Below are 20,627 nucleotides of genomic sequence, written 5' to 3' on the forward strand. Positions count from 1 at the left end.
CCGCGACAGCATCGGGTGCCCATACAGATTCATCGACGCGATCCGCGATCCGGTGGCCATGCTCTTGACCAGCGGTGATTCGTAACGCAAACGTCATCGCCGGATGATCGTCAACAATCCGACAATGTGTCATCATCCGGGGGTGAGCGCGATCAAACAGGTGCCTGCGGGACCCGACCCGCAGGTGGGCATCGGGATGGTGTGTCCGTTCGACATGGCCACAGATCGTGAGCTGTGGCGCTGGATGCCCGAGGGCGTGTCGCTGTACTTCACCCGAACCGGCTTCCTCGATGCGCCGGTCGACGTGCCGCTGTGCCGTGAGCTCAACGATCATCGCCAGATCGCCGCAGCCGTGCGCAGCGTGCTCGCGGTGGACCCGCGGGTCGTCGGATATGCCTGTGCGTCAGGGAGTTTTGTCGATGGCGTGGCGGGGGCACACGCGTTGTCGGACTGTATGCGGGCCGCCGGCGCGCGAGCCGCGGTCACCACCTCCGAGGCGTTGCTGCAGGCGCTGGATGTGATGGCGATCGGGCGGGTGGCGATCGCCACCCCGTACACGTCGGCATTGACCGCGCTGCTCGGCGACTTCCTCGCCGAGTCGGGTCGACAGGTCGTCGCCGATGCCGAACTGGGCCGCGACCACGAGATCTGGACAATCCCGTACTCGCGGACGTGTGAACTCATCAGGGCTGCCGACCATCCCGACGCCGAGGCCGTGTTCGTGTCCTGCACCAACCTGTGGACCTATGACATCCTGGCTGCGATGGAGGCCGAACTCGGAAAACCGGTGCTGTCGGCGAACCAGGTCACGGCCTGGGCTGCGCTGCGTGCCGCGGGCGTCGTATCCCGCGCGCTGCCGCACAGCGACCGTCAGCTCCTGTTCGCGCGGGCTGCGTGATCCGAGCCGCGCCGACCGTCGAATCCTGATCGAAAGAGACAGCCCAGGGTTGCGCTGCGCGGCTCGACACCCGCGATCCGCAGCCCCTGCCACACCGTCACCTGATTCGCTGTCAGCAACGGTCGATCGAGGCCTCGTTCGAGTCGGTCGATGTGGCCGATCGTGTGCAGAGCGGTGTCCGGAAGCAGAATCGCCTGTGCTGCAGAGCCATGCACAGCTTGGATCATCTGCTGCAGCGATATCTCGTCGACGTCGCCGGCGAGGGTCGCGGACTCGATGTCGAAGGTGTGCAGCGTTGTCACCGAAATGCCGGCCTCGCGGAGGAAGGCGGTGAACCCGTCTGCCACGCCGACCGGATAGGACGCGGCCACGGCCACCGACGTGACGCCCAGCGCGGCGCACGCGTCGACGAAGGCCAGCGACGTCGACGACACCGGAACCCCGACGTCGGCCGCGAGGCGGTCGGCCTGGGCGCGGGCACCGTCCCAGCCGTAGAGAAAACTGCCCGACGTACATGCCCACATGAGTGCGTCCGGCGCATGTCGGGATGCTCGTCGGGCCGCATCGAGCAACCGGTCGGCGGAACCGACGGCCAGCATGGCCTCGACGGTGTGGGCGTCGGACTCGATCGCGGTGATCTCGACGGGGAGGCGAACGCGACCGTCCAGCGCACGCTCAGCGGCGGGAAAGTCGTCCTCGGCTGCGTGGCCCGGATAGAGCATGACAATCGCCGGCTGTTCGGTTGTCACCACGGCACCTCCCGAGTAGATTGTCAACAATCTACCAAGCCCGGAGACGTCGAGGAGCCCATGGACGTACCAACCCGCTGGATGAGTGCCACCGACCTGGTCGACGGCTACTCCTCCGGCATGCTGTCGCCGGTGACCGCGACCACGGACACGTTGCAGGCCATCGAAACCGAAGACGCTGCGATCAATGCGTTCTGCCTTGTGGATGCGGACTCGGCGCTGCGGGATGCGGCCGACTCCGCCGGGCGATACGCGCAGGGTCGTCCCCTCGGTCCGCTGGACGGGGTGCCGGTCAGCATCAAGGACCTCCTGCTGACCGCGGGATGGCCGACGCTGCGCGGATCCGAACTCCTCGATCCCGATGACCAGGAATGGACGGTCGACGCGCCGGCTGTGGCGCGACTGCGGGAGGCGGGCGCGGTGCTGGTCGGCAAGGTCACGACGCCGGAGTTCGGCTGGAAGGGCGTCACCGACAGCCTGCGGTACGGGGTGACCCGCAATCCGTGGAATACCGAGCGGACGGCCGGTGGTTCGAGCGGTGGGGGTGCGGCGGCGGTCGCCGCAGGTCTGAGTACCTTGACCGTCGGCACCGATGGCGGTGGTTCCATCAGAATTCCCGCATCCTTCTGCGGCATAGTGGGTTTCAAGCCGACGTACGGACGTGTACCGCTCTACCCGGCGAGCCCGTTCGGGACCCTCGCGCACGCCGGACCGATGTGCCGGACCGTCGCCGACTGCGCAGCGATGCTCGACGTCCTCAGCGGATTCGACCACCGCGACTGGTCGGCGATGCCGACCCCGACACACAGCGTGGCCGATGACTTGGCCACGGCACCCGCGGACCTGCGAGATGTTCGGATCGCCTACAGTCGCGACCTGGGATACGGCGCCAATGACCCTGTGGTTCAGCAGAATACGGATGCGGCTGTGGAGGTGCTCCGTGGTCTGGGTGCTGAGGTCGACGAGGTGAACCCGGGCTGGGAAGACCCGGCGTGGGCCTACCACATACTGTGGTTCAGCGGAGCGCAGATGGTCCTCAGCGCTTTTGGTGAGGAGGCGATCGGCAAGGTCGATCCCGGACTCGCACAAGCACTCTCGCGGCATCGGGAGTTCTCTGCCGCCGACTACCTGGACGCGACCGCGCTACGGATGGCCTTGGGTGTCGAGATGGGTGAGTTGCACCGGCGCTACGACGTGCTGGTCACACCGACGCTGCCGGGGGTCGCTTTCGAGGCCGGCTCGGATGTGCCCGCCCACTCGGAAAGCCAGGACTGGACATCGTGGACTCCGTACTCCTATCCCTTCAATCTGACCGGGCAACCCGCGTTGACGATCCCGAGTGGCCTCTCCGCCGGCGACGACGAGGATGCCGGGTTACCCACCGGCCTCCAGATCGTCGCCGCGCGGCACCGTGACGATGTCGTGCTGCGGGTGGCCGCCGCCTACGAGTCAGCGGTGTCATTACCGTCGCTGAGGGGAAGCAGATGACCGATCGGCACATCTCGGTGACCCTGACCCAGCGCGGCGTCACAGCGGTCGCCCGCCTTCTCGACGACGAAGCCCCCCGCACGGCGAACGCGGTCTGGGACGCACTGCCTCTCGCGGGTCAGGTGTATCACGGCAAATTTGCTCGAAATGAGATCTATACGTTACTTCCCGCGTTTGCGCCGAATGAGCCGGGGCCCGAAAACTCAACCGTCACTCCGATTCCGGGTGACCTGTGCTACTTCACCTTCGATGGAGTCCTGACAAATCCGGCCTACGGCTATGAGACCGGATCGGCTCCTGGACAGCATCAGATGCTGATCGACCTCGCGGTCTTCTACGGACGCAACAACCTGCTGGTCAACGGTGATGTCGGCTGGGTTCCCGGCAACGTTTTCGGCACGGTAGTCGAAGGATTGGCCGAGTTCGCGGCGGCGTGCAATGACGTCTGGATGGGTGGCGCGCGTGGCGAAACATTGTCTTATTCGCGCGAATGAGGGTAATAACTAAGGGGTAATGTCGATGACCACGAAGCCAAAGGACCGGGGACGCGAGAGGATTCTTGCGCCGTTGGTGCAGGAATCCACACCTGCGATCATCGCTCGTAAGTTGCACGATGCGATCGCCAACGGTAACTTTCCGCCTGGCTCTCAGCTGACCGAAGCCGGGCTCGCTGCCGATCTCGGTGTCAGTCGTGGTCCGCTGCGGGAGGCGATGCAACGGCTGACCGCTGAAGGGCTTCTGGTCAGTCATCGCAATCGCGGGCTGTTCGTGGTGTCGATGGACGACGACGACATCAGGGACATGTACGTCGCGCGAACCGCGGTGGAACGTGCGGCGCTCGAGCAGGTGATCGGCCTCGGTGATCCGCTGGCGGTCGCCGAACTGAGCGCCGCCGTCGCGCGGATGCGGGTATTCATCGAGGAGCCGAACGGCGCAGACATGGCCGAGGCGGACATGGCGTTCCACCAGTGTCTGGTGGAACATGCGCGCAGCAAGCGCCTTTCGCGCCTGCACGACACGATCGTCGTGGAGACGCGAATGTGCTTGCGCGCCATGCGAGGAACATATTCCTCAGGGAAGGAGAGGATCGACGAGCACCAGGCATTGGTGGATGCCATTGCGGCGCGAGACACGGCGATGGCTGACAGATTGATGATTGCGCACATGTCCGACGGCCTGCACCGACTGATCGGTGACGGCACGACGTCGGAGACCGCGTCGACTGCGTGACGAAGTTCGGAAACGGTTCGCACACAGCCCAATCCACTGATGTGAGAGCGAAGGGACAACTGGCCCAATGATTCGAAAGAGGCACAGATGACTGCAGCATCCTCACCCGGGAAATATGAAGACATTGCCCCCGATCCGGAGTCGCCGGAGGGGAAGACCTTGCTCCGTAAGGCGATCGGCGCGTCGGCCATCGGCAACGCAACCGAATGGTACGACTACGGCGTCTACGCGGCCACCACAACCTATCTGACCCAGGCATTCTTTCCGGGCGATCTCGGAACCATCGGCACCATGTTGGGTTTCGCGATCTCCTTCCTGCTGCGGCCGCTCGGCGGCATGATCTGGGGTCCGATCGGCGACCGCATCGGACGCAAATCCGTGCTGGCCATGACGATTCTGCTGATCTCCGGCGCGACCGCCCTGATCGGTGTGCTGCCGACCCACGCGGTGGCCGGCGTCTGGGCACCCATCCTGTTGATCGCTCTCCGCGTGATCCAGGGCTTCTCCACCGGCGGTGAATACGGTGGTGCGGCAACCTTCATGGCCGAGTACGCGCCGGACAAGAAGCGCGGCAAGTACGGGTCGTTCCTGGAATTCGGCACTCTCGCCGGCTTCTGTACGGGTACTGCCATGGTCTTGCTGCTGGAATTGTTGCTCTCCGATGACGCCATGCAGACATGGGGCTGGCGCATCCCGTTCTTCATCGCCTTGCCGTTAGGCCTGATCGGGCTCTATCTGCGGTCGCAGATGGAGGACACCCCGGTGTTCCAGGAGTTGGAACATGAGGCCGAGGTCGAGCGCTCGGCGTGGCAGGGTTTCAAGGATCTGCTGAGCAACTACTGGCGGCCGATCCTGATCATGTTCGGCATGGTCATCGCGTTGAACGTCGCGAACTACACGCTGTTGGCCTATCAGCCAACGTATTTGAAGAGCACCATCGGACTATCCGATTCATCGGGGTCGACGGTCGTGCTGATCGGTCAGCTGGTCATGATGGTGATGATCCCGTTCTTCGGCCGCTGGTCGGACTCGACCGGCCGTAAGCCGATGTGGTGGGGTTCGCTGATCGGGCTGTTCGTCCTGTCGCTTCCGCTGTATTGGTTGATGGGTCAGGGCTTCGCCTGGGCCATCGTGGGATTCGTCGTCCTGGGGTTGCTCTACATCCCTCAGCTGGCCACCATCTCGGCGACCTTCCCGGCGATGTTCCCGACGCAGGTGCGCTACGCGGGATTCGCCATCTCCTACAACGTGGCGACCGCGGCGTTTGGTGGTACCGCTCCGCTGGTCAACGACGCGGTGGTCGAGTCGACGGGCTGGAATCTGTTCCCCGCCGTCTACATGATGGGCGCGTGTGCCATCGGCATGCTCGCGCTGGCGTTCCTCAAGGAAACCGCGGGATGCTCGTTGCGCGGTACCGAGATTCCCAGTAAGGAGAACGATCTGCGGTTGCTGCAGGAGGCGTCGGCGAAGTGACGTTCACGCCCCGCTGAAACCGATAGTCCCTCGTGCCCGTTGCGACGCTACAGCGCCGCGATGGGCACGAGGTGTTTGCGAGCGAAGGCCTCGACCTCGTCGTAGGTGCTCAGCGGCAGGGTGATGTGCGGGGTCAGCAGGATCGAATGTGTGATCCGCACAAGGATTTCCGCGCGGGCGAGGAGTTCGGCCTCGTCGAAGGGGACGTCGGGGCCGCGCAGGACGTCGGCGGTGGCGGCCACGGCGCCCGCGAGGACCGTCGATGCGTTGATGGTCAGTTGGTCGAGCACGGTGGCCGGTTCGAGTTCGAGGAGGCGATTCCACACCGGGTTGGACCGCACCACGGTCACGGTGGTGGCAAAGGAATACACCACCCGATCCTCGTAAGTGCTTGCCGCGTCGGCGGCCTCGCGGACCTGGGTGAAGAGTCGCTGGGATTCCCGGATCAGCACGGCAGCCAGGATCTCGTTCTTACCGCCGATACGTCGATAGACGGTGACGCGGCCGACCCCCGCACGTTGCGCCACTTCGTCGACGGTCGCGCGGCGGACACCGATATCGGCGAAGACCGCAAGAGCCGCGTCGAGGATCGGGTCGGAATCATCCGCGGACGTGGCCGGCTGGGAGAACAAGCCGGGAACTGACATGTACCGAGGTTAACCGACCCTGGACAGTGAAACAAAGATATGTAATATGTATCTCCGTATCATCCGCGCGATGAAGGGGAGAACATCGCTGTGACCGCACAAATCAGCCGCGAGTACACCGATGAGGCGTACGCCATCAATGCCCGGCCGGTGGCGTTCGACTGGACCGGGGTGCCGCTGGAGTACATTCCCGGCGAGCCGTATGCCACGCATTTCTGGAACGTCATGCACCTGGTGTTGCCCGAGGGGGAACGGGCCATGGCCGACGTGTTCGCACAGGCACTCGAGTACATCGACGACGAACGACTGCGTGAGGAAGTCGTCGGGTTCGTCGGCCAGGAGGCGACGCATGCGTCGTCGCACGAAGGGTTCCGCAACTACTTGCGCGCCAACGGCGTCGAGATCACGCCGATCATGCGGCGCATCGAGTACGCCGTGGCAAAGATCTTCGGTGACCACGACATCATCGGCGCACGGGCCCGCAAGGCGTGGCTCGCCGAGCGACTCGGCGTCTACGCGGCGGCTGAACATTTCACCGCGGTCGTCGGTGAATGGTTGCTCGACAATCGGGAATTCGACCGGATCGGCGTCGACCCCACGATGCTCGACCTGTTGCGCTGGCATGGCGCCGAAGAACTCGAGCATCGCAACGTGGCGTTCGACGCATTCCAGCATGTGGACGGTAGCTACCTGCGACGCGCCCGCACCGCGGTGGTCGCCTGCAGTGGACTTGCGTTGCTGTGGTTTTCCACGGCAGCCCACCTGTACCGCGAGGACGCCACCGTGCGCCGGCGTCGACCCTGGCCGTGGGAGTACGCACGGGCGGCGCGACGCCACCTGGTGCCCGGACTGTCGTTCCTGTTCGAGCAGATCTACTACTACCTGCGGCCGGGATTCCACCCGTCGACGATGGGCGACATCGACAAGGCCGTCCGCTACCTGGCACAGTCCCCGGCGGCGCGGGCGGCGCAGGTATGAACTATCTGACAGCGCCGCTGACGGACGTCGACAACCCCACGCGCACTTTGCAGGCGATGGGTCGCGTGGCACGCGGATACTCGCGGATCTTTGCCGAGGGGCGCCACGCAGACCGACTGTCGCCGTCGGGGCATATCCGGCGGACCGGATTCGACCTGAGGCTGATGGTGACCGGTAGTGAAGGGGTCGCCGACGGCGTACGCGCGATCACCCTGTGCCGGCCCGACCGCACACCACTGCCACGGTGGACGCCGGGCGCGCACATCGATGTCTTCACTCCGCAAGGGCGGCAACGCCACTACTCGCTGACCGGGGATCCCGCAGATGTCGGCAGCTACCGCATCGCGATACGACGACTGCCCGACGGGACCGGGTCGGTCGAGATGCATCGGCTCCGGGTCGGTGACCTGCTGACCGTGCGCGGTCCGCGCAACGCCTTCAACTTCGCTGCGGCGCCGAGTTATCTGTTTCTCGCCGGCGGGATCGGGATCACGCCCATCGCCCCGATGGTGCGGGCCGCCGCGGCCGCCGGCGCCGAGTGGCGGCTGATCTACACCGGAGCGTCGCGAGCATCGATGCCGTTCGTCGACGAACTCGTGGCACTGGACTCGAGCCGCGTCGAGGTGCGGCCCGACGATGAGTGCGGCACACCGGATGTCGCCGAGATGGTTTCGCACGCTTCGGCGCGCGCCGCAGTGTATTTGTGCGGACCTACCGGGATGCTGGATGCGGTTCGCTCGGTGCGTGACGTCGCGGCGGCCGGTATCGAGTTGCACAGTGAACGGTTCAGCCCACCGCCGGTTGTCGGGGGACAGCGGTTCACGGTTGCGTTGGCACGCACCGGAACCGAAGTGGAGGTCGCGGCGGACGAAACCGTTCTCGAGGCCGTCCGGCGGGTGAAACCTGATGTGCGGTATTCGTGCCGGCAGGGATTCTGCGGGGCGTGCCGGGTGCGTGTCCTCGACGGCGAGGTCGATCATCGCGACCGCGTCCTGATCGGCGAGCAGCGCGACGACTCGATGATGATCTGTGTATCCCGCGCTGCCGACCGTGCTGTCCTCGACCTCTGACCACTGAAGAAGGAAACATCCATGAACACAACAGATTCAGATGTCCCGACGCATGTCGGGGTGGCCATCGCGGGTGGTGGATTCGGTGGCGTGGGTGCGGCGATCCAGCTGACCCGCAACGGGATCGACGACTACCTGCTCTTCGAACGGGCCACGGAACTCGGTGGCACCTGGCAGGCGAACACGTATCCGGGCGCGCAATGCGACATCCCGTCCGCGCTGTACTCGTTCTCGTTCGCGCCGAACCCGGAGTGGACGCGCCTCTACCCCCTGCAGGAGGAGATCAAGTCCTACATCGAACGCTGCGCCGACGACTACGACGTTCCCGCCCACACCCGACTCGGCACCGATGTGCGCAGCGCCGACTGGGATGAGCTCGCGCAAGTGTGGCGGATCGTCACGGTCGATCGCACGGGCACCGAGCGCTCCTGGACCGCAACGTTTCTGCTGCTCGCCACCGGCCCCTTCAGCGAGCCGTCGGTCCCAGATCTGCCCGGACTCAGCGAGTTCGGGGGTCGCATCTTCCACTCGGCCGAGTGGGATCACGACTACGATCTGGCCGGGAAATCGGTGGCCGTTATCGGGACGGGGGCCTCGGCGGTCCAGTTCGTGCCGCAGATCCAGCCGAAGGTGCAGGCGCTGAGGCTGTTCCAGCGGACGCCGACATGGATTCTGCCGCACCCGGATCAGCCGATCGCTCCTGCCCTGCAGGACGCGTTCCGGCGGATCCCCTGGGCGCAACGCGCGATGCGAGGTTCCTTTGCCCTCGTGCAGGAGATGATGGTGCCCGGGCTGGTGCGCGAACCCGCGCTGCTCAAGCCGATGGCCGCCGCCGGGCGGCATCATCTGCGTCGGCAGGTGACCGATCCGGAACTACGTGCGAAGCTCACGCCGACCTACGAATTCGGTTGTAAGCGACCGACATTCTCCAATACCTACTATCCGGCGTTGACCGCTTCCAACGCCGAGGTGATCACCGACAGCATCGAACGGGTGACGGCAACCGGCATCGTCACCGCCGACGGCGCCGAGCACGCGGTCGACGCCATCATCTTCGGAACCGGGTTCAAGCTGACGGCCAATGAGGGGTTTGGCCGTATCCGCGGAACCGACGGCCGGAGCCTTGCGGAGGTGTGGGCCGGCGAGATGCGTGCCTATCTCGGCACCATGGTGACCGGATTCCCCAATATGTTCATGATGTTGGGCCCGAACTCGGTGGTCTACACCTCCCAGGTGGTCACGATCGAAGCGCAACTCGATTTCGTCATCGACGCCCTGAAAACCATGGGCCGGCGGTGGATTCGGAGTATCGATGTGACCCCCACGGCGCAGCAGGCTTTTGTCGACGAAGTGGATAAGGGCCTGACGTCGTCGGTGTGGAATACCGGTGGATGCAGCAGCTATTACCTGAGCGGCTCGGGACGGAACTTCACCTTCTGGCCAGGATTCGTGTTCACCATGCGCCACCGGATGCGGCGTATCCGACTGAGCGACTTCAGCATCCGCATGGCCGGTCGGGGCCGCACCGCGACGTCGTCGGAGAAGGTGTTGGTGGCACGATGACGGTTCGCATGGTGCAGTCCGGCGCACGCGCGTCCTTCGACGACAAAGTTGCGCTCATCACGGGTGCGGCCCAGGGCATCGGTCTGGAAACCGCGCGGTTGCTGGCCGCGCGCGGTGCACGGGTGGTGTTGGCGGACGTTGCCGCCGACCGACTGGCAGCCATCGCCCGCGAGTTCCCCACCGACCGGTGGCTGACGGTGGAAGCCGATGTGCGCGTGCTAGATTCGATGGAGTCCGCAGTGCGGGCCATACTCGATCGATTCGGCCGGCTCGACGTTGTGGTCGCCAATGCGGGCGTCACCCCTCCGCCGGCCACCCTGCGGACCGTCGCCCCGGAGGCCTTCGAGCGGGTCGTCGACATCAACCTGCTGGGTGTGTTCAACACCGTGCGGGCCGGGATCGAGCCGGTGATCGCTGCCGGCGGGCACATCGAGGTGGTCGGATCGTGTGCGGCCTTCGCGCCCGGAATGGGCGGCGCCGCATACATGATCAGCAAAGCAGGTGTCGAGCAACTCGGTCGCGCACTGCGCATCGAACTCGCGGCGCACGGGGCGTCGGCGGGCATCGCCTACTTCGGCATCGTGGAGACCGCGCTGACCCGAGCGACGCTCGACGACGATGAACTCGGCCGGGAGATCGGGTCCGAACTGCCGTGGCCGCTGAGCCGTCGCATCACCGCTCAGGATGCGGCGGCGGTGATCGTCGACGCGGTGGCCGGCCGACGAGCGCGGGTGATCGCGCCGCGGCAGTGGACCGTGTACGCGGCGCTGCGGGGGTTGATCAATCCGCTGCTCGATCTACGGTTGGAGCGGGACAAGGGGATTCGGGATCTGATTCGACGGTTGGAGGAGCGGCAACGCGGCCTTTCCCGGCTCGGCTAGCAGCTCGCTCAGGGAGAAAGGCAACCGCTGGTTGAGCAGTCGCCGAGGCGCTAGCCGAGGTGACGTCCGTCGAAACCAGCTCCCGCGCTGGATGTCTCGTTTCGACCAGCGTCGGGCCCGCTTCGCTCGCTCGTCGCGCTCAACGAGCGGTGAGGCGTGCGGGATGGGGGCTCAACGAGCAGTCTGGGTCAGCAGGCGCAGGGCGGCGAGAGTGTAGGTGCGGGCCGCGGTTTCGAGGTCGTCGATGGCGACTGATTCGTCAGGTTGGTGGGCCTCGGCGTTGATGTTGCCGGGCCCCAACACGATGGTGGGGATGCCGAGGTCGCGGCTGACGAAGCCGCCGTCGCAGGCGGCGGTCCAGCCGCCGACGGAAGTGGCGCGGCCGGTGGCGGTGACAGCGGAGACCGCGGTGGTGACCAGGGCGTGGTCGGCGGGGGTGGCGAAGCCGGGCATCTCCATGGTGACCTTGACGTCGACGGTGATGCCGTCGGTGTCGATCGCGGAATCGCGGATAGCCGAGCGCAACTGGTCGGCGATGACGTTGGCATCCTCGTCGGGCATGAGGCGGCGGTCGATGCCGAGTTCACACATCGGGGCGACCACGGAGATTCCTTGCCCACCTTGGATGGTGCCGACGTTCCAGGTGCCGGAGCCGAGGAGGTCGTCGGCGGTCATGCCGAGTTGCTGATGATCGAAGCGGATGAGGTCGATGATCGAGGCGGCGGCCTCGATGGCGCTGCGTCCATCGGCAGGACGACCGGAATGTGCTGCGCGGCCGGTGATGTTGATCTCGAGGTACGACGCGCCGCGGCAGCCACGCACGATGGTGAGGTCGGTGGGCTCGGCGACGATGCATCCGGCGAAGGAGTATTCGCTGTGGCGGGTCACGAAGTCGCGCACCCCCAGCCCGTGTTCTTCCTCGTCGACGGTACAGACCAACTGCACCGGCCCCCCGAGGTTGATGCCGTAAGCCGAGGCGTGCGACAACGCCTGCATCGCGCAGACCGCCGCCGCCAGACCGCCTTTCATGTCGGTGGTGCCGCGCCCGTAGATGCGGCCGTCGGCGAACTGCGGTCGATACGGATCGTGTGTCCAGTTGGGGCCCGCCGGTACGACGTCGGAGTGGCCGAGCAGCATCAGGCCGGGTCCGGTGCCGGACTCGAGGGTGGCCACCAGGTTGGGGCGGCCGGGCGCCACCTCGTGGAGGTCGACGGTGAAACCGGCGCTGCGGCAGGCCTGCGCCAAGACGGCGACGGCGTCGGCCTCGGTGCCGCCCGGATTCTCGCTGGGCGCCTCCACCAAACCGGCGGTGAGCATGGCGACGGTGTCCGGTGTGATGTGCGACAGCACTCCGGTCTCGGCCTCCGTCAGTGACACCGCTTCACCTCTCATCGTCGAAAATCCTTCATGCAGTATGCGCCATCTTCTCCAGGCTTGTGGTCAGGCGGTGGATACCCTCGTCGATTCGCTCGGGTGTACTGGATGCGAAACACAGGCGCAGTGCGTTGCGGAATCGTCCGCCGGGGGAGAGCGCCGGACCGGGGATGAAGGCGACGCCGTCGGCGAGTGCCACCTCGAACAGTTCCCGGGTGTCGATCTCGGCGAACTCATCGCGCAGCGTGACCCACAGGAAGAAGCCGCCCTCTGGGTCCGTCGTGGAGACACGGTCACCGAGGTGGGTGCGGATGGCGTCGATCATCGCCTCTTTGCGTTCGCGGTACAGCGTGCGGATGGTCGCCAGGTGGTCCTCGAGACCGCCGCGGGCGATGTACTCGGCGACGATGTGCTGGTTCGGGACGTTGGTGCAGGTGTCCATGGCCTGCTTCCCGTTGATCAGCAACTGGCGCAACGACGGATCGGCGTCGACCCAGCCGACACGCCACCCGGGAGCGAGGATCTTGGAGAAGGTGCGGACCGAGAACACCAGCGGATCCTGGGGGCTGAGGGTTTGGAAGGTGGGAATGTCGGTGCCGGCGAAGCGCAGCAGACCGTACGGGTCGTCGTCGATGATCACCGCACCCCACTGGTGCGCGAGGCGCAGCAGCTCGCGGCGGCGTTCCTCCGACAGCGTCACGCCGGACGGATTTTGGAAGGTCGGGATCGTGTAGATCGCCTTCGGTATTTGGTGGGTGTGCGCGACCAGGGATTCGAGTTGGTCGACCTGCATGCCGTCGTCGTCGACCGGCACCTCGAGGAGTTGCGCGCCGTAGGAGAGGGCGGTGGCGCTGCCGTTGGTGTAAGTGGGGGATTCGACGATCACCAAGTCGCCGGGGTCGACGAACAACTTGCAGGCGAGGTCGAGACCCTGCATGCCGCCGGTGGTGATGACGAGTCGTTCGTGGCTCGACGGGTCGGGGGTGGTGGCGAGGTAGTCGACGAGCAGTTGCAGCAGTCGTGGTTCGCCTTCGGTGGCGCCGTAGGTGAATGAGGAGTTGTCCAGGATCTCGCCCGCGATCTGCCGGAACTCGTCAGCGGGGACGGCCTCATCGGCGGGTGCGCCCATGGCGAAGCGCACGATGTCGTGCTTTTGGGAGGCGAGCAGGGAGGTCGACGAGTCGATGAGTGACCCGACGAGATCCTTCGCGCGGCCGGCGAGCGGGATGGTCGGTGCTTGTGCGGTCATGGTGATCACCTCATTTTCGGATGAGTTCGCGGGGGAAGGCGGTGAAGGTTTCGACACCGGTGGGGCTGACGCGTACGGATTCGGAGAGCTCGAAACCGTAGTCCTCCATCCACATTCCGCAGATGATGTGGAAGGTCATGTTGGTCTCCAGGACCGACTCGTCCTCGGTGCGGATGCTGATGGTGCGCTCACCCCAGTCCGGTGGATAGCCGATGCCGATGGAATAGCCCAGCCGCGAATGTTTTTCGAGACCGTACTTGGCCAGGCTCCAGTTCCAGGTGGAGGCGAGTTCGCGGGTGGCCACGCCCGGCCGGATGGCGTCGAGGACATTGTTGAGGCCTTCGGCGGTCGCCTTGGCGACGTAATCCAGGTCCTTCGACGGCTTGCCCAGGGAGACGGTGCGCGCCAGCGGGCAGTGGTAGCGCTTGTGGGCGCCGGTCAACTCGATGACGACGGCCTCGTTGTTGGCGAAGGTGCCCTGGTTCCAGGTGAGGTGCGGGGTATCGGCGGCGGCGCCGGTCGGCATCATCGGCACGATAGCCGGGTAGTCGCCACCGAACTCGTCGGTACCGGTGATCTGGGCCTGCGAGATCGCGGCTGCCGCATCACATTGGCGCACACCGACATCGATGGTGTCGATCGCCGCGCGCATGGCCTCCGAGCACACCATGCCGGCCTGCCGCATCAACTGGACCTCGGCGTCCGACTTCACCGACCGCACCCAGTTGACGAGTTCGAAGTTGTCGACCAGCTTCCACTCGGGTATCGCGTTGAACAGGGCGCGATAGGCCTTGGGGGAGAAGAAGTGTGAGTCCATCTCCAGGCCAACGGAGCCGGCCTTCGAGGCGGGTGCGATCAGATGCCGCTGTCGCAGCGCCCACGCCACCCAGTCGAACGGGTGCACGTGCGGGCGGTGGACGTAACTCTCCGGGTACCCGACGATCTGCTCCTCGGGCAGCCACGTCGTGCGGTGTGCGCCATGGGCATCCATCTCGCGGGCGAAGAAGTACATGTCGCCCTCGATCGGCACGAACAGCATCTGCGGGGTGTAGAACGACCAGGCGTTGTAGCCGATGAGGTAGAAGATGTTCGCCGGATCGGTGACGATGATCGCCGACAGCCCTTGACGATCCATCAACTCCCGGACCCGGGTGAGTCGCTGCTCGTACTCGCTGTCGGTGAACAGCTGAGCGCCGAGATACATACTCCTCCTTAGCGGTTGATCGGACGGGCCACGTACTTGATGTCGAGGAACTCGTCGATACCGAGCCGCCCGCCTTCGCGCCCGAGACCCGACTCTTTGATGCCGCCGAAGGGTGCAGCCGGATTCGAGACGAGGCCGGTGTTGATGCCGACCATACCGACCTGCAGGCGGGTCGACAGCGCATCGGCGCGATCGATGTCCTGGGTGAAGGCGTAACCGACCAGACCCCACGGGGTGTCGTTGGCCATGGCGATGACGTCGTCGAGTCCGTCGTCATCGGAGTCGTCGGTGCCGAACGGGATGAGTGCCGCGACAGGGCCGAAGATCTCGGTCGAGGTGAGGTCGGCGTCGATCGAGACGTCGGTGAGCACGGTCGGCGGATAGAAGTGGCCGGGACCGTCGGTCCGTGCGCCCCCGCACTGTGCGGTGGCGCCCTTGGTGATGGCGTCGTCGACGAGTCCTTCGACCTTGGCGACGGCCTTGTCCTCTACCAGCGGTCCGACCTGGATGCCGTCCTGGCTGCCATCGCCCACCGCCAGGGCGCTCATGCGGTCGACGAGGCGCTGGGTGAAGTCGGCCTGGACGCTGCGGTGCACGAAGATTCGGTTGGCCGCAGTGCAGGCCTGCCCGATGTTGCGCATCTTGGCGACCATCAGCCCGTCGACAGCTCGGTCGAGGTCGGCGTCAGCGCAGACGATGAACGGAGCGTTGCCGCCCAGTTCCATCGACGTCCGCATGACGGTGCCGGCCGCTTGGCGCAGCAGGGTTTTGCCGACCTCGGTGGACCCGGTGAAGCTCACCTTGCGGGCCAGTCCGCTGTCCATCCACTCGGTCACCACGGCGCCGGGGTCGGTGGTGGTGACCACGTTGAGGACACCGTCGGGTAGACCGGCCTCGATCAGGATGTCCGCCAACAGCAGTGCGGTCAGCGGGGTTAGCTCGGCAGGCTTGAACACCATGGTGCAACCGGCGGCGATGGCCGGGCCGATTTTACGGGTGCCCATGGCGAGCGGGAAGTTCCAGGGGGTGATCAGAATGCACGGACCGACAGGCTGTTTGGACACCACGATGCGGTTGGCGCCGTCGCCGGTGATGGTGTGGTCGCCGCCGATGCGAACGGCTTCCTCGGCGAACCAGCGGAAGAACTCGGCACCATAAGCGACCTCGCCGCGTGCCTCGGCGAGCGGCTTACCCATCTCCGCGGTCATCACCGCGGCGATCTCGTCGGTGCGGTCGACGATGAGTTGGTATGCGCGGTAGAGGATTTCGCTGCGGGAGCGAGGGGAGGTCGCGGCCCACGCCTCCTGACGGTCGGCGGCGGTACGCAGCGCGCGCCGGGCGTCGTCGGCGTTCCCGTCGGCGACCTGCGCGAGAGTCTCGCCGGTGGCGGGGTTCTCGACGGCGAAGCGGGCGCCCGACTGCGCGGGCGTCCAGGTTCCGTCGATGAGGAGGTCGGGGTGGACGCGGGAAAGGGCTTGTGGGGGTGCGGAGGTGGTGGTGGTCATCGGGGTTCTCCTTTCGGATTGGTGAGCAGTTCGGCGAGGTGGAGGCCGGTGGCGGTGATGCCGGGATCGACCGTGGTGAGGTGGGAGACGGCCATGGCGCAGCTGAAGCCGTCGGTGATCACGGGGCGGTCGGGTGCGGATCGGAGTGCCGGTGCGAGGGCGTGTTCGGCGACGGCCATGCTCACTTCGTAGTGTCCCTTCTCGAAGCCGAAATTACCCGCCACACCGCAGCATCCGTCGGCGGTGTGCACGTCGACGCCGAGTGCCTCGAGGGCGGCGCGGCCGGAACGGGCACCGAACACCGCGTACTCGTGGCAGTGGGTTTGCAGCGTCACCGATGCGGGGAGTGTCGCCGGTCGCCAGCCGTTCTCGATAAGGGTAGGCAGGTGATCGGCGAAGCTCTGGACGCGCCGGGACACCCGGCGTGCGGCCGGCGAGTCGACGAGCTCCGGCAGGTCCTTACGCAGGGCCGCCGCACAACTCGGCTCCGGGACGACGATCGGCCGGTTGGTGCCGTCGTCGAGTGCGTCGGCGGTGCGGGACAGAACTTTCCGGGCGTGGGTGAGTTGTCCGGTGGAGATCCAGGTGAGGCCGCAGCAGTTGTCGGCAGTGCAACCGACCCGATCACCGTTGGCGCCCAACACCTCTGCCGCGGCGGTGGCCACCTGCGGGCGGAACGCCTGGGTGAACGAGTCGACGAACAGGACGGTGTCGGTGGTCGCGTCCACAGCGGTTAGCGGGCCGAGGTGACCCCGCCGCTGCCGACGGGTCGCGAACTCAGGCATTGAGCGCCGCGGGTCGAGCCCACCGGCATACGCGGCGAGCTTGCGGAGGCGGGTTCGCATGGCGACGTTCATGATTGGTGCCGCGAGGCCCGCCGCCGACAGCCACGCCGGCATCCAACCAAGGGAATAGTGCGAGAGCGGGCGTCGTCGACCCTGATAGTGGTGATGCAGGAACTCCGACTTGTAAGAGGCCATGTCGACGCCGGTGGGGCAGTCCGTCGAACACGCCTTGCAGGACAGACATAGGTCGAGTGCGTCGGCGACATCGGTGGAGCGCCAGCCGGATTCGATGTCGGGTGCGGTGCGCACCATGTCCTGCAGCACCCGGGCCCGGCCGCGGGTGGAGTCCTTCTCGTCGCGGGTGGCGCGGTAGCTGGGACACATCACCCCGTTGCTGCTGGTGCGGCACCGCCCGACGCCGATACACGCCTGCACCGCATGGACGAACGGATCGAGGTGCGGTTCGTCGTCATCATCGGAGGTGTGCGTACCGCCAAAGTTCAGTTCCGTCGGCCAGCGTCGTTGCGGCACACCGTCGAGGGCAAGGTGATCGGCGATCGGTGGTGGGTCGATGATGCTGCCCGGGTTGAGGGTGCCGCGCGGATCCCAGATGCGTTTGAACGCGGCGAAAGCGTCGAGCATCGCCGGCGAGTACATGATCGGCAGCAGGGCCGACCGGGCCCGACCGTCGCCGTGCTCTCCAGACAGCGAGCCGCCGTGGGCGACAACGAGTTCGGCTGCGGCCGTGCAGAACCGGTTCATCCGATCGCGGCCTTCGGCGGTGCGCAGGTCGAAGGTGATACGGACGTGCATACAACCCGCACCGAAGTGCCCGTACATGACGCCGGTGAGATCGAACCGCTGCAGCAGCGCCGAGAAGTCGTCGAGGTAGTCGGCCAATCGTTCGGGAGCGACGGCTGCGTCCTCCCAGCCCGGCCAGGATTCGTAGCCGGCGCCGATGCTGTCGTCGTCGGGATCTGCGAGTCGGGAGGAGAGCCCGGCGCCGTCTTCGCGGACGCGCCAGAGTGCTTGTCGGACGGCGGGGTCGTCGACGGTGGTGGCGTCGATCATCCGGCCCTGCGCCCTCAAGTCCTCGACGAGCCGTTTCGCGGTGGACGCGACGTCGGATTCGCCCATCCGGTCGGCGCTGTCCTCATCGAGGTCGATGAACAACCAAGCCGCGCTGCGTGTCTCGCCGGTCAGGCCGGGCAAGCCGGTGACGCTGTCGCGGCCGCGTCGCGCCTGCATGGTGGCGACGATGCTCCGGTCGATGCCCTCGATCGCCGACGGCGCGTACGGCAGGATGGCCGGGACATCACGGGCGGCGTCGACCACCGACGGATACCCGACGCAGACCAGCAGTTGCGACGACGCCACCGGCACCAGGCGAATACGAGCCGAGACCACGATCGCGCAGGTCCCCTCACTGCCCACCAGGGCGCGGGCGACGTCGAATCCGTTCTCCGGCAACAGATGTGCGAGGTGATATCCCGACACCTGGCGGGGAATGGTCTCCAGATCAGTGCGCAGGATCCCGAGGTTGCGGGCGGTGAGGTCACGTAGGTGCTCCGACAGTGCGAGGGCACGTTCGGTTGCGGCGGTGTCGGATTCGTCGGTTGCGGCGAGTCCGGTGCGCGTGGCGGTGAGGCGCAGGCCGTCCGCAGTGACCAGGTGCAGCTCCTCCACGTGGTCGGTGGTGCGGCCGTAGCGGACCGAATGATTGCCGCAGGCGTCGTTGCCGATCGCTCCGCCGAGACAGGCGCGTGACGCCGACGACGGATCGGGCGCGAAGGTCAGGCGTCCGTCGGTGGCGGCACGTGCTTCGGCCGCGAGTGTGGTGAGCACGATCCCGGCATCGGCCACCGCCGTGCGCGCCGCCGCGTCGACGGAGTGCACCCGGCTGAGGTGCCGGGAGAAGTCCAGCACCACGCCGGGTCCGATGGCGTTGCCGCCCATGGACGTGCCACCCGAGCGGGCGATGATCGGTACGCCGTGCTCGTGACAGTAGGCGGCGGTGACGGCGACATCGTCGACGGTGCGCGGGAACACGACCGCGATCGGTCGGACTCGATAGTTCGACGCGTCATAGGAGTACTCGGCGAGGCGTCGCGTCGAGCCGTCGACCTCCACACCGAGACGCGCGAGATCGCCGACGACATCGAGGTCGCCGCCGGTTACTGCTGAGCTGTCGGCATGCGTCATCTCTCACCGAGGGTATCGGTCTCGAGCACTTCGGTCAGGGCGGCGGTGAAACGTTGCAGGCCAAGGGCGATTTCGTCCTCGGTCACGACCAGTGCGGGGATCAGTCGGACGACGTTGCCTGCGGGGCCGCAGGTGAGGGTGAGCAGCCCGTGGCGGGTGGTGGCCTGCTGGACGGCGGCGGCCGTCGCCGCGTCGGGGGTGGGGGCGCCCGATTCGCCGGGTACGACGAACTCGATGCCGGCCATCAATCCGAGGCCGCGGACGTCGCCGATCTGCTCGAAGCGAGGAGCGATCTCACCGAGTCCGGCGAGGAGTTGCTCGCCGCGGATGCGGGCGTTCTCGACGAGGCCCTCGTCCTCGATGACCTCGAGGGTCGCGATCGCAGCAGCGGCGGCGACGGCGTTGCCCCCGTAGGTGCCGCCCTGCGAGCCCGGCCACGCCTTGCTCATCAGGTCGGTGGAGGCGGCGATCGCGGAGATCGGGAAACCGGACGCCAAACCCTTTGCCGTGATGAGGATGTCGGGGGACAGCCCCGCCGCATGCTGATGTCCCCAGAACTTGCCGGTGCGGCCGAAGCCGGCCTGCACCTCGTCGAGGATGAGCGTGATGCCGTGGCGGTCGGCGCGTTCACGCAGCCCCTGCAGGAATCGCGGTGGGGTGGGCAGGTAGCCGCCGTCACCGAGGACGGGTTCGATGAGGAACGCCGCGGTGTCGTTCGGTGCGACGCGGGAGGTGAGCAGGTAGTCGAGCTCGCGCAGGGCGAAGTCGACGGCGGTGTCGGTGTCCCAGCCATAGCGGTAGGCGTAGGGGAACGGCGCCATGTGCACGCCGCTCATCAGCGGCGAGAAGCCGGCGGAGAATCGGGTGCCGGCGGTGGTCAGGCTGGCGGCGGCGACGGTCCGGCCATGGAATCCGCCCTGGAACACGATGATGTTCGGGCGTGCGGTGGCCATACGGGCCAACCTGATTGCCGCCTCGACGGCTTCGGAACCGGAATTGGCGTAGAACACCGAGTCGAGCCCGGCTGGGAGGACCGCGCCGAGACGGTCGGTGAGTTCGAGTAGCGGCTGATGCATCACCGTCGTGTACTGGGCGTGAATGATCTTGGCGCACTGCGCTTGTGCCGCTTCGACGACCCGAGGATGGCAGTGGCCGGTGCTGGTGACGCCGATGCCGGTGGTGAAGTCGAGGTAGTCGTTGCCGTCGGTGCCGCGAATCCACGATCCGTGCGCATGATCCACGACCACCGGCGTCGCCTGTTTCAGGAGGGGGCTGAGTGAGGTACGGGTGGAGGTGTCGGTGAGAGTGGTCATGGTGACACGGTGACGGTC

17 protein-coding genes are annotated in these 20,627 nt (G+C 66.4%); 9 read left to right on the top strand and 8 right to left on the bottom strand.

What is annotated here, in order from left to right:
- Window positions 1-124: 124 nt before the first annotated feature.
- Window positions 125-898 (top strand): Asp/Glu/hydantoin racemase, encoded by a 774-nt coding sequence (locus tag AAFP30_RS25955; RefSeq protein WP_419232929.1) that lies wholly within the window; start codon window positions 125-127, stop codon window positions 896-898.
- Here the strand turns inward: AAFP30_RS25955 and AAFP30_RS25960 are convergent.
- Window positions 871-1,647 (bottom strand): maleate cis-trans isomerase, encoded by a 777-nt coding sequence (locus AAFP30_RS25960; RefSeq protein ID WP_419232930.1) that lies wholly within the window; start codon window positions 1,645-1,647, stop codon window positions 871-873. The two genes, AAFP30_RS25955 and AAFP30_RS25960, sit on opposite strands and share 28 nt — an antisense overlap.
- Window positions 1,648-1,707: 60 nt before the next feature.
- On the opposite strand from AAFP30_RS25960, the gene AAFP30_RS25965 reads away from it, so the two are divergent.
- The 4 genes from AAFP30_RS25965 (at window position 1,708) to AAFP30_RS25980 (ending at window position 5,838) form a co-directional block, all read left to right on the top strand.
- Window positions 1,708-3,135, top strand: coding sequence for an amidase (locus AAFP30_RS25965; protein ID WP_419232931.1), 1,428 nt, complete (start codon window positions 1,708-1,710; stop codon window positions 3,133-3,135).
- On the top strand, window positions 3,132-3,629 hold the full coding sequence (locus AAFP30_RS25970) for a DUF3830 family protein (RefSeq protein WP_419232932.1): 498 nt from the start codon (window positions 3,132-3,134) through the stop codon (window positions 3,627-3,629). The genes AAFP30_RS25965 and AAFP30_RS25970 overlap by 4 nt, the downstream gene beginning before the upstream one ends.
- 19 nt (window positions 3,630-3,648) lie before the next feature.
- The gene (locus tag AAFP30_RS25975) at window positions 3,649-4,365 is read left to right on the top strand and encodes a GntR family transcriptional regulator (RefSeq protein WP_419232933.1); all 717 of its coding nucleotides are present in this window, start codon (window positions 3,649-3,651) and stop codon (window positions 4,363-4,365) included.
- A gap of 87 nt (window positions 4,366-4,452) precedes the next feature.
- Window positions 4,453-5,838, top strand: coding sequence for an MFS transporter (locus AAFP30_RS25980; RefSeq protein WP_419232934.1), 1,386 nt, complete (start codon window positions 4,453-4,455; stop codon window positions 5,836-5,838).
- 47 nt (window positions 5,839-5,885) lie between these two features.
- Here the strand turns inward: AAFP30_RS25980 and AAFP30_RS25985 are convergent, their stop codons facing one another.
- Window positions 5,886-6,485 (bottom strand): TetR/AcrR family transcriptional regulator, encoded by a 600-nt coding sequence (locus AAFP30_RS25985; RefSeq protein WP_419232935.1) that lies wholly within the window; start codon window positions 6,483-6,485, stop codon window positions 5,886-5,888.
- 90 nt (window positions 6,486-6,575) lie between these two features.
- On the opposite strand from AAFP30_RS25985, the gene AAFP30_RS25990 reads away from it, so the two are divergent.
- From AAFP30_RS25990 to AAFP30_RS26005, 4 genes are read left to right on the top strand one after another with little or no spacing between them, the layout of a single operon-like run.
- Window positions 6,576-7,463 (top strand): metal-dependent hydrolase, encoded by an 888-nt coding sequence (locus AAFP30_RS25990; RefSeq protein ID WP_419232936.1) that lies wholly within the window; start codon window positions 6,576-6,578, stop codon window positions 7,461-7,463.
- Window positions 7,460-8,533 (top strand): PDR/VanB family oxidoreductase, encoded by a 1,074-nt coding sequence (locus AAFP30_RS25995; protein WP_419232937.1) that lies wholly within the window; start codon window positions 7,460-7,462, stop codon window positions 8,531-8,533. The genes AAFP30_RS25990 and AAFP30_RS25995 overlap by 4 nt, the downstream gene beginning before the upstream one ends.
- A 21-nt stretch (window positions 8,534-8,554) precedes the next feature.
- On the top strand, window positions 8,555-10,096 hold the full coding sequence (locus AAFP30_RS26000; protein ID WP_419232938.1) for a flavin-containing monooxygenase: 1,542 nt from the start codon (window positions 8,555-8,557) through the stop codon (window positions 10,094-10,096).
- The gene (locus AAFP30_RS26005; protein WP_419232939.1) at window positions 10,093-10,977 is read left to right on the top strand and encodes a short-chain dehydrogenase/reductase; all 885 of its coding nucleotides are present in this window, start codon (window positions 10,093-10,095) and stop codon (window positions 10,975-10,977) included. Before AAFP30_RS26000 ends, AAFP30_RS26005 begins: the two co-directional genes overlap by 4 nt.
- Before the next feature lie 171 nt (window positions 10,978-11,148).
- On the opposite strand, the gene AAFP30_RS26010 is transcribed toward AAFP30_RS26005, so the two are convergent.
- From AAFP30_RS26010 to AAFP30_RS26035, 6 genes are read right to left on the bottom strand one after another with little or no spacing between them, the layout of a single operon-like run.
- On the bottom strand, window positions 11,149-12,369 hold the full coding sequence (locus tag AAFP30_RS26010; RefSeq protein WP_419232940.1) for a M20 family metallopeptidase: 1,221 nt from the start codon (window positions 12,367-12,369) through the stop codon (window positions 11,149-11,151).
- A gap of 13 nt (window positions 12,370-12,382) precedes the next feature.
- On the bottom strand, window positions 12,383-13,600 hold the full coding sequence (locus tag AAFP30_RS26015; protein ID WP_419232941.1) for a PLP-dependent aminotransferase family protein: 1,218 nt from the start codon (window positions 13,598-13,600) through the stop codon (window positions 12,383-12,385).
- A 10-nt stretch (window positions 13,601-13,610) separates the two neighbouring features.
- Entirely contained in the window at window positions 13,611-14,804 is a 1,194-nt protein-coding gene (locus tag AAFP30_RS26020; RefSeq protein ID WP_419232942.1) for a M24 family metallopeptidase, read from the bottom strand.
- An 8-nt stretch (window positions 14,805-14,812) separates the two neighbouring features.
- On the bottom strand, window positions 14,813-16,309 hold the full coding sequence (locus tag AAFP30_RS26025) for an NAD-dependent succinate-semialdehyde dehydrogenase (protein WP_419232943.1): 1,497 nt from the start codon (window positions 16,307-16,309) through the stop codon (window positions 14,813-14,815).
- Entirely contained in the window at window positions 16,306-19,296 is a 2,991-nt protein-coding gene (locus AAFP30_RS26030; protein ID WP_419232944.1) for an FAD-binding and (Fe-S)-binding domain-containing protein, read from the bottom strand. The genes AAFP30_RS26025 and AAFP30_RS26030 overlap by 4 nt, the downstream gene beginning before the upstream one ends.
- Complete coding sequence (locus tag AAFP30_RS26035) at window positions 19,293-20,609, bottom strand: aspartate aminotransferase family protein (protein ID WP_419232945.1); 1,317 nt, start codon at window positions 20,607-20,609, stop codon at window positions 19,293-19,295. The genes AAFP30_RS26030 and AAFP30_RS26035 overlap by 4 nt, the downstream gene beginning before the upstream one ends.
- Window positions 20,610-20,627 lie beyond the last annotated feature (18 nt).

It is taken from the genome of Gordonia sp. CPCC 205515, assembly GCF_048537925.1.
Classification (GTDB): Bacteria; Actinomycetota; Actinomycetes; order Mycobacteriales; family Mycobacteriaceae; genus Gordonia.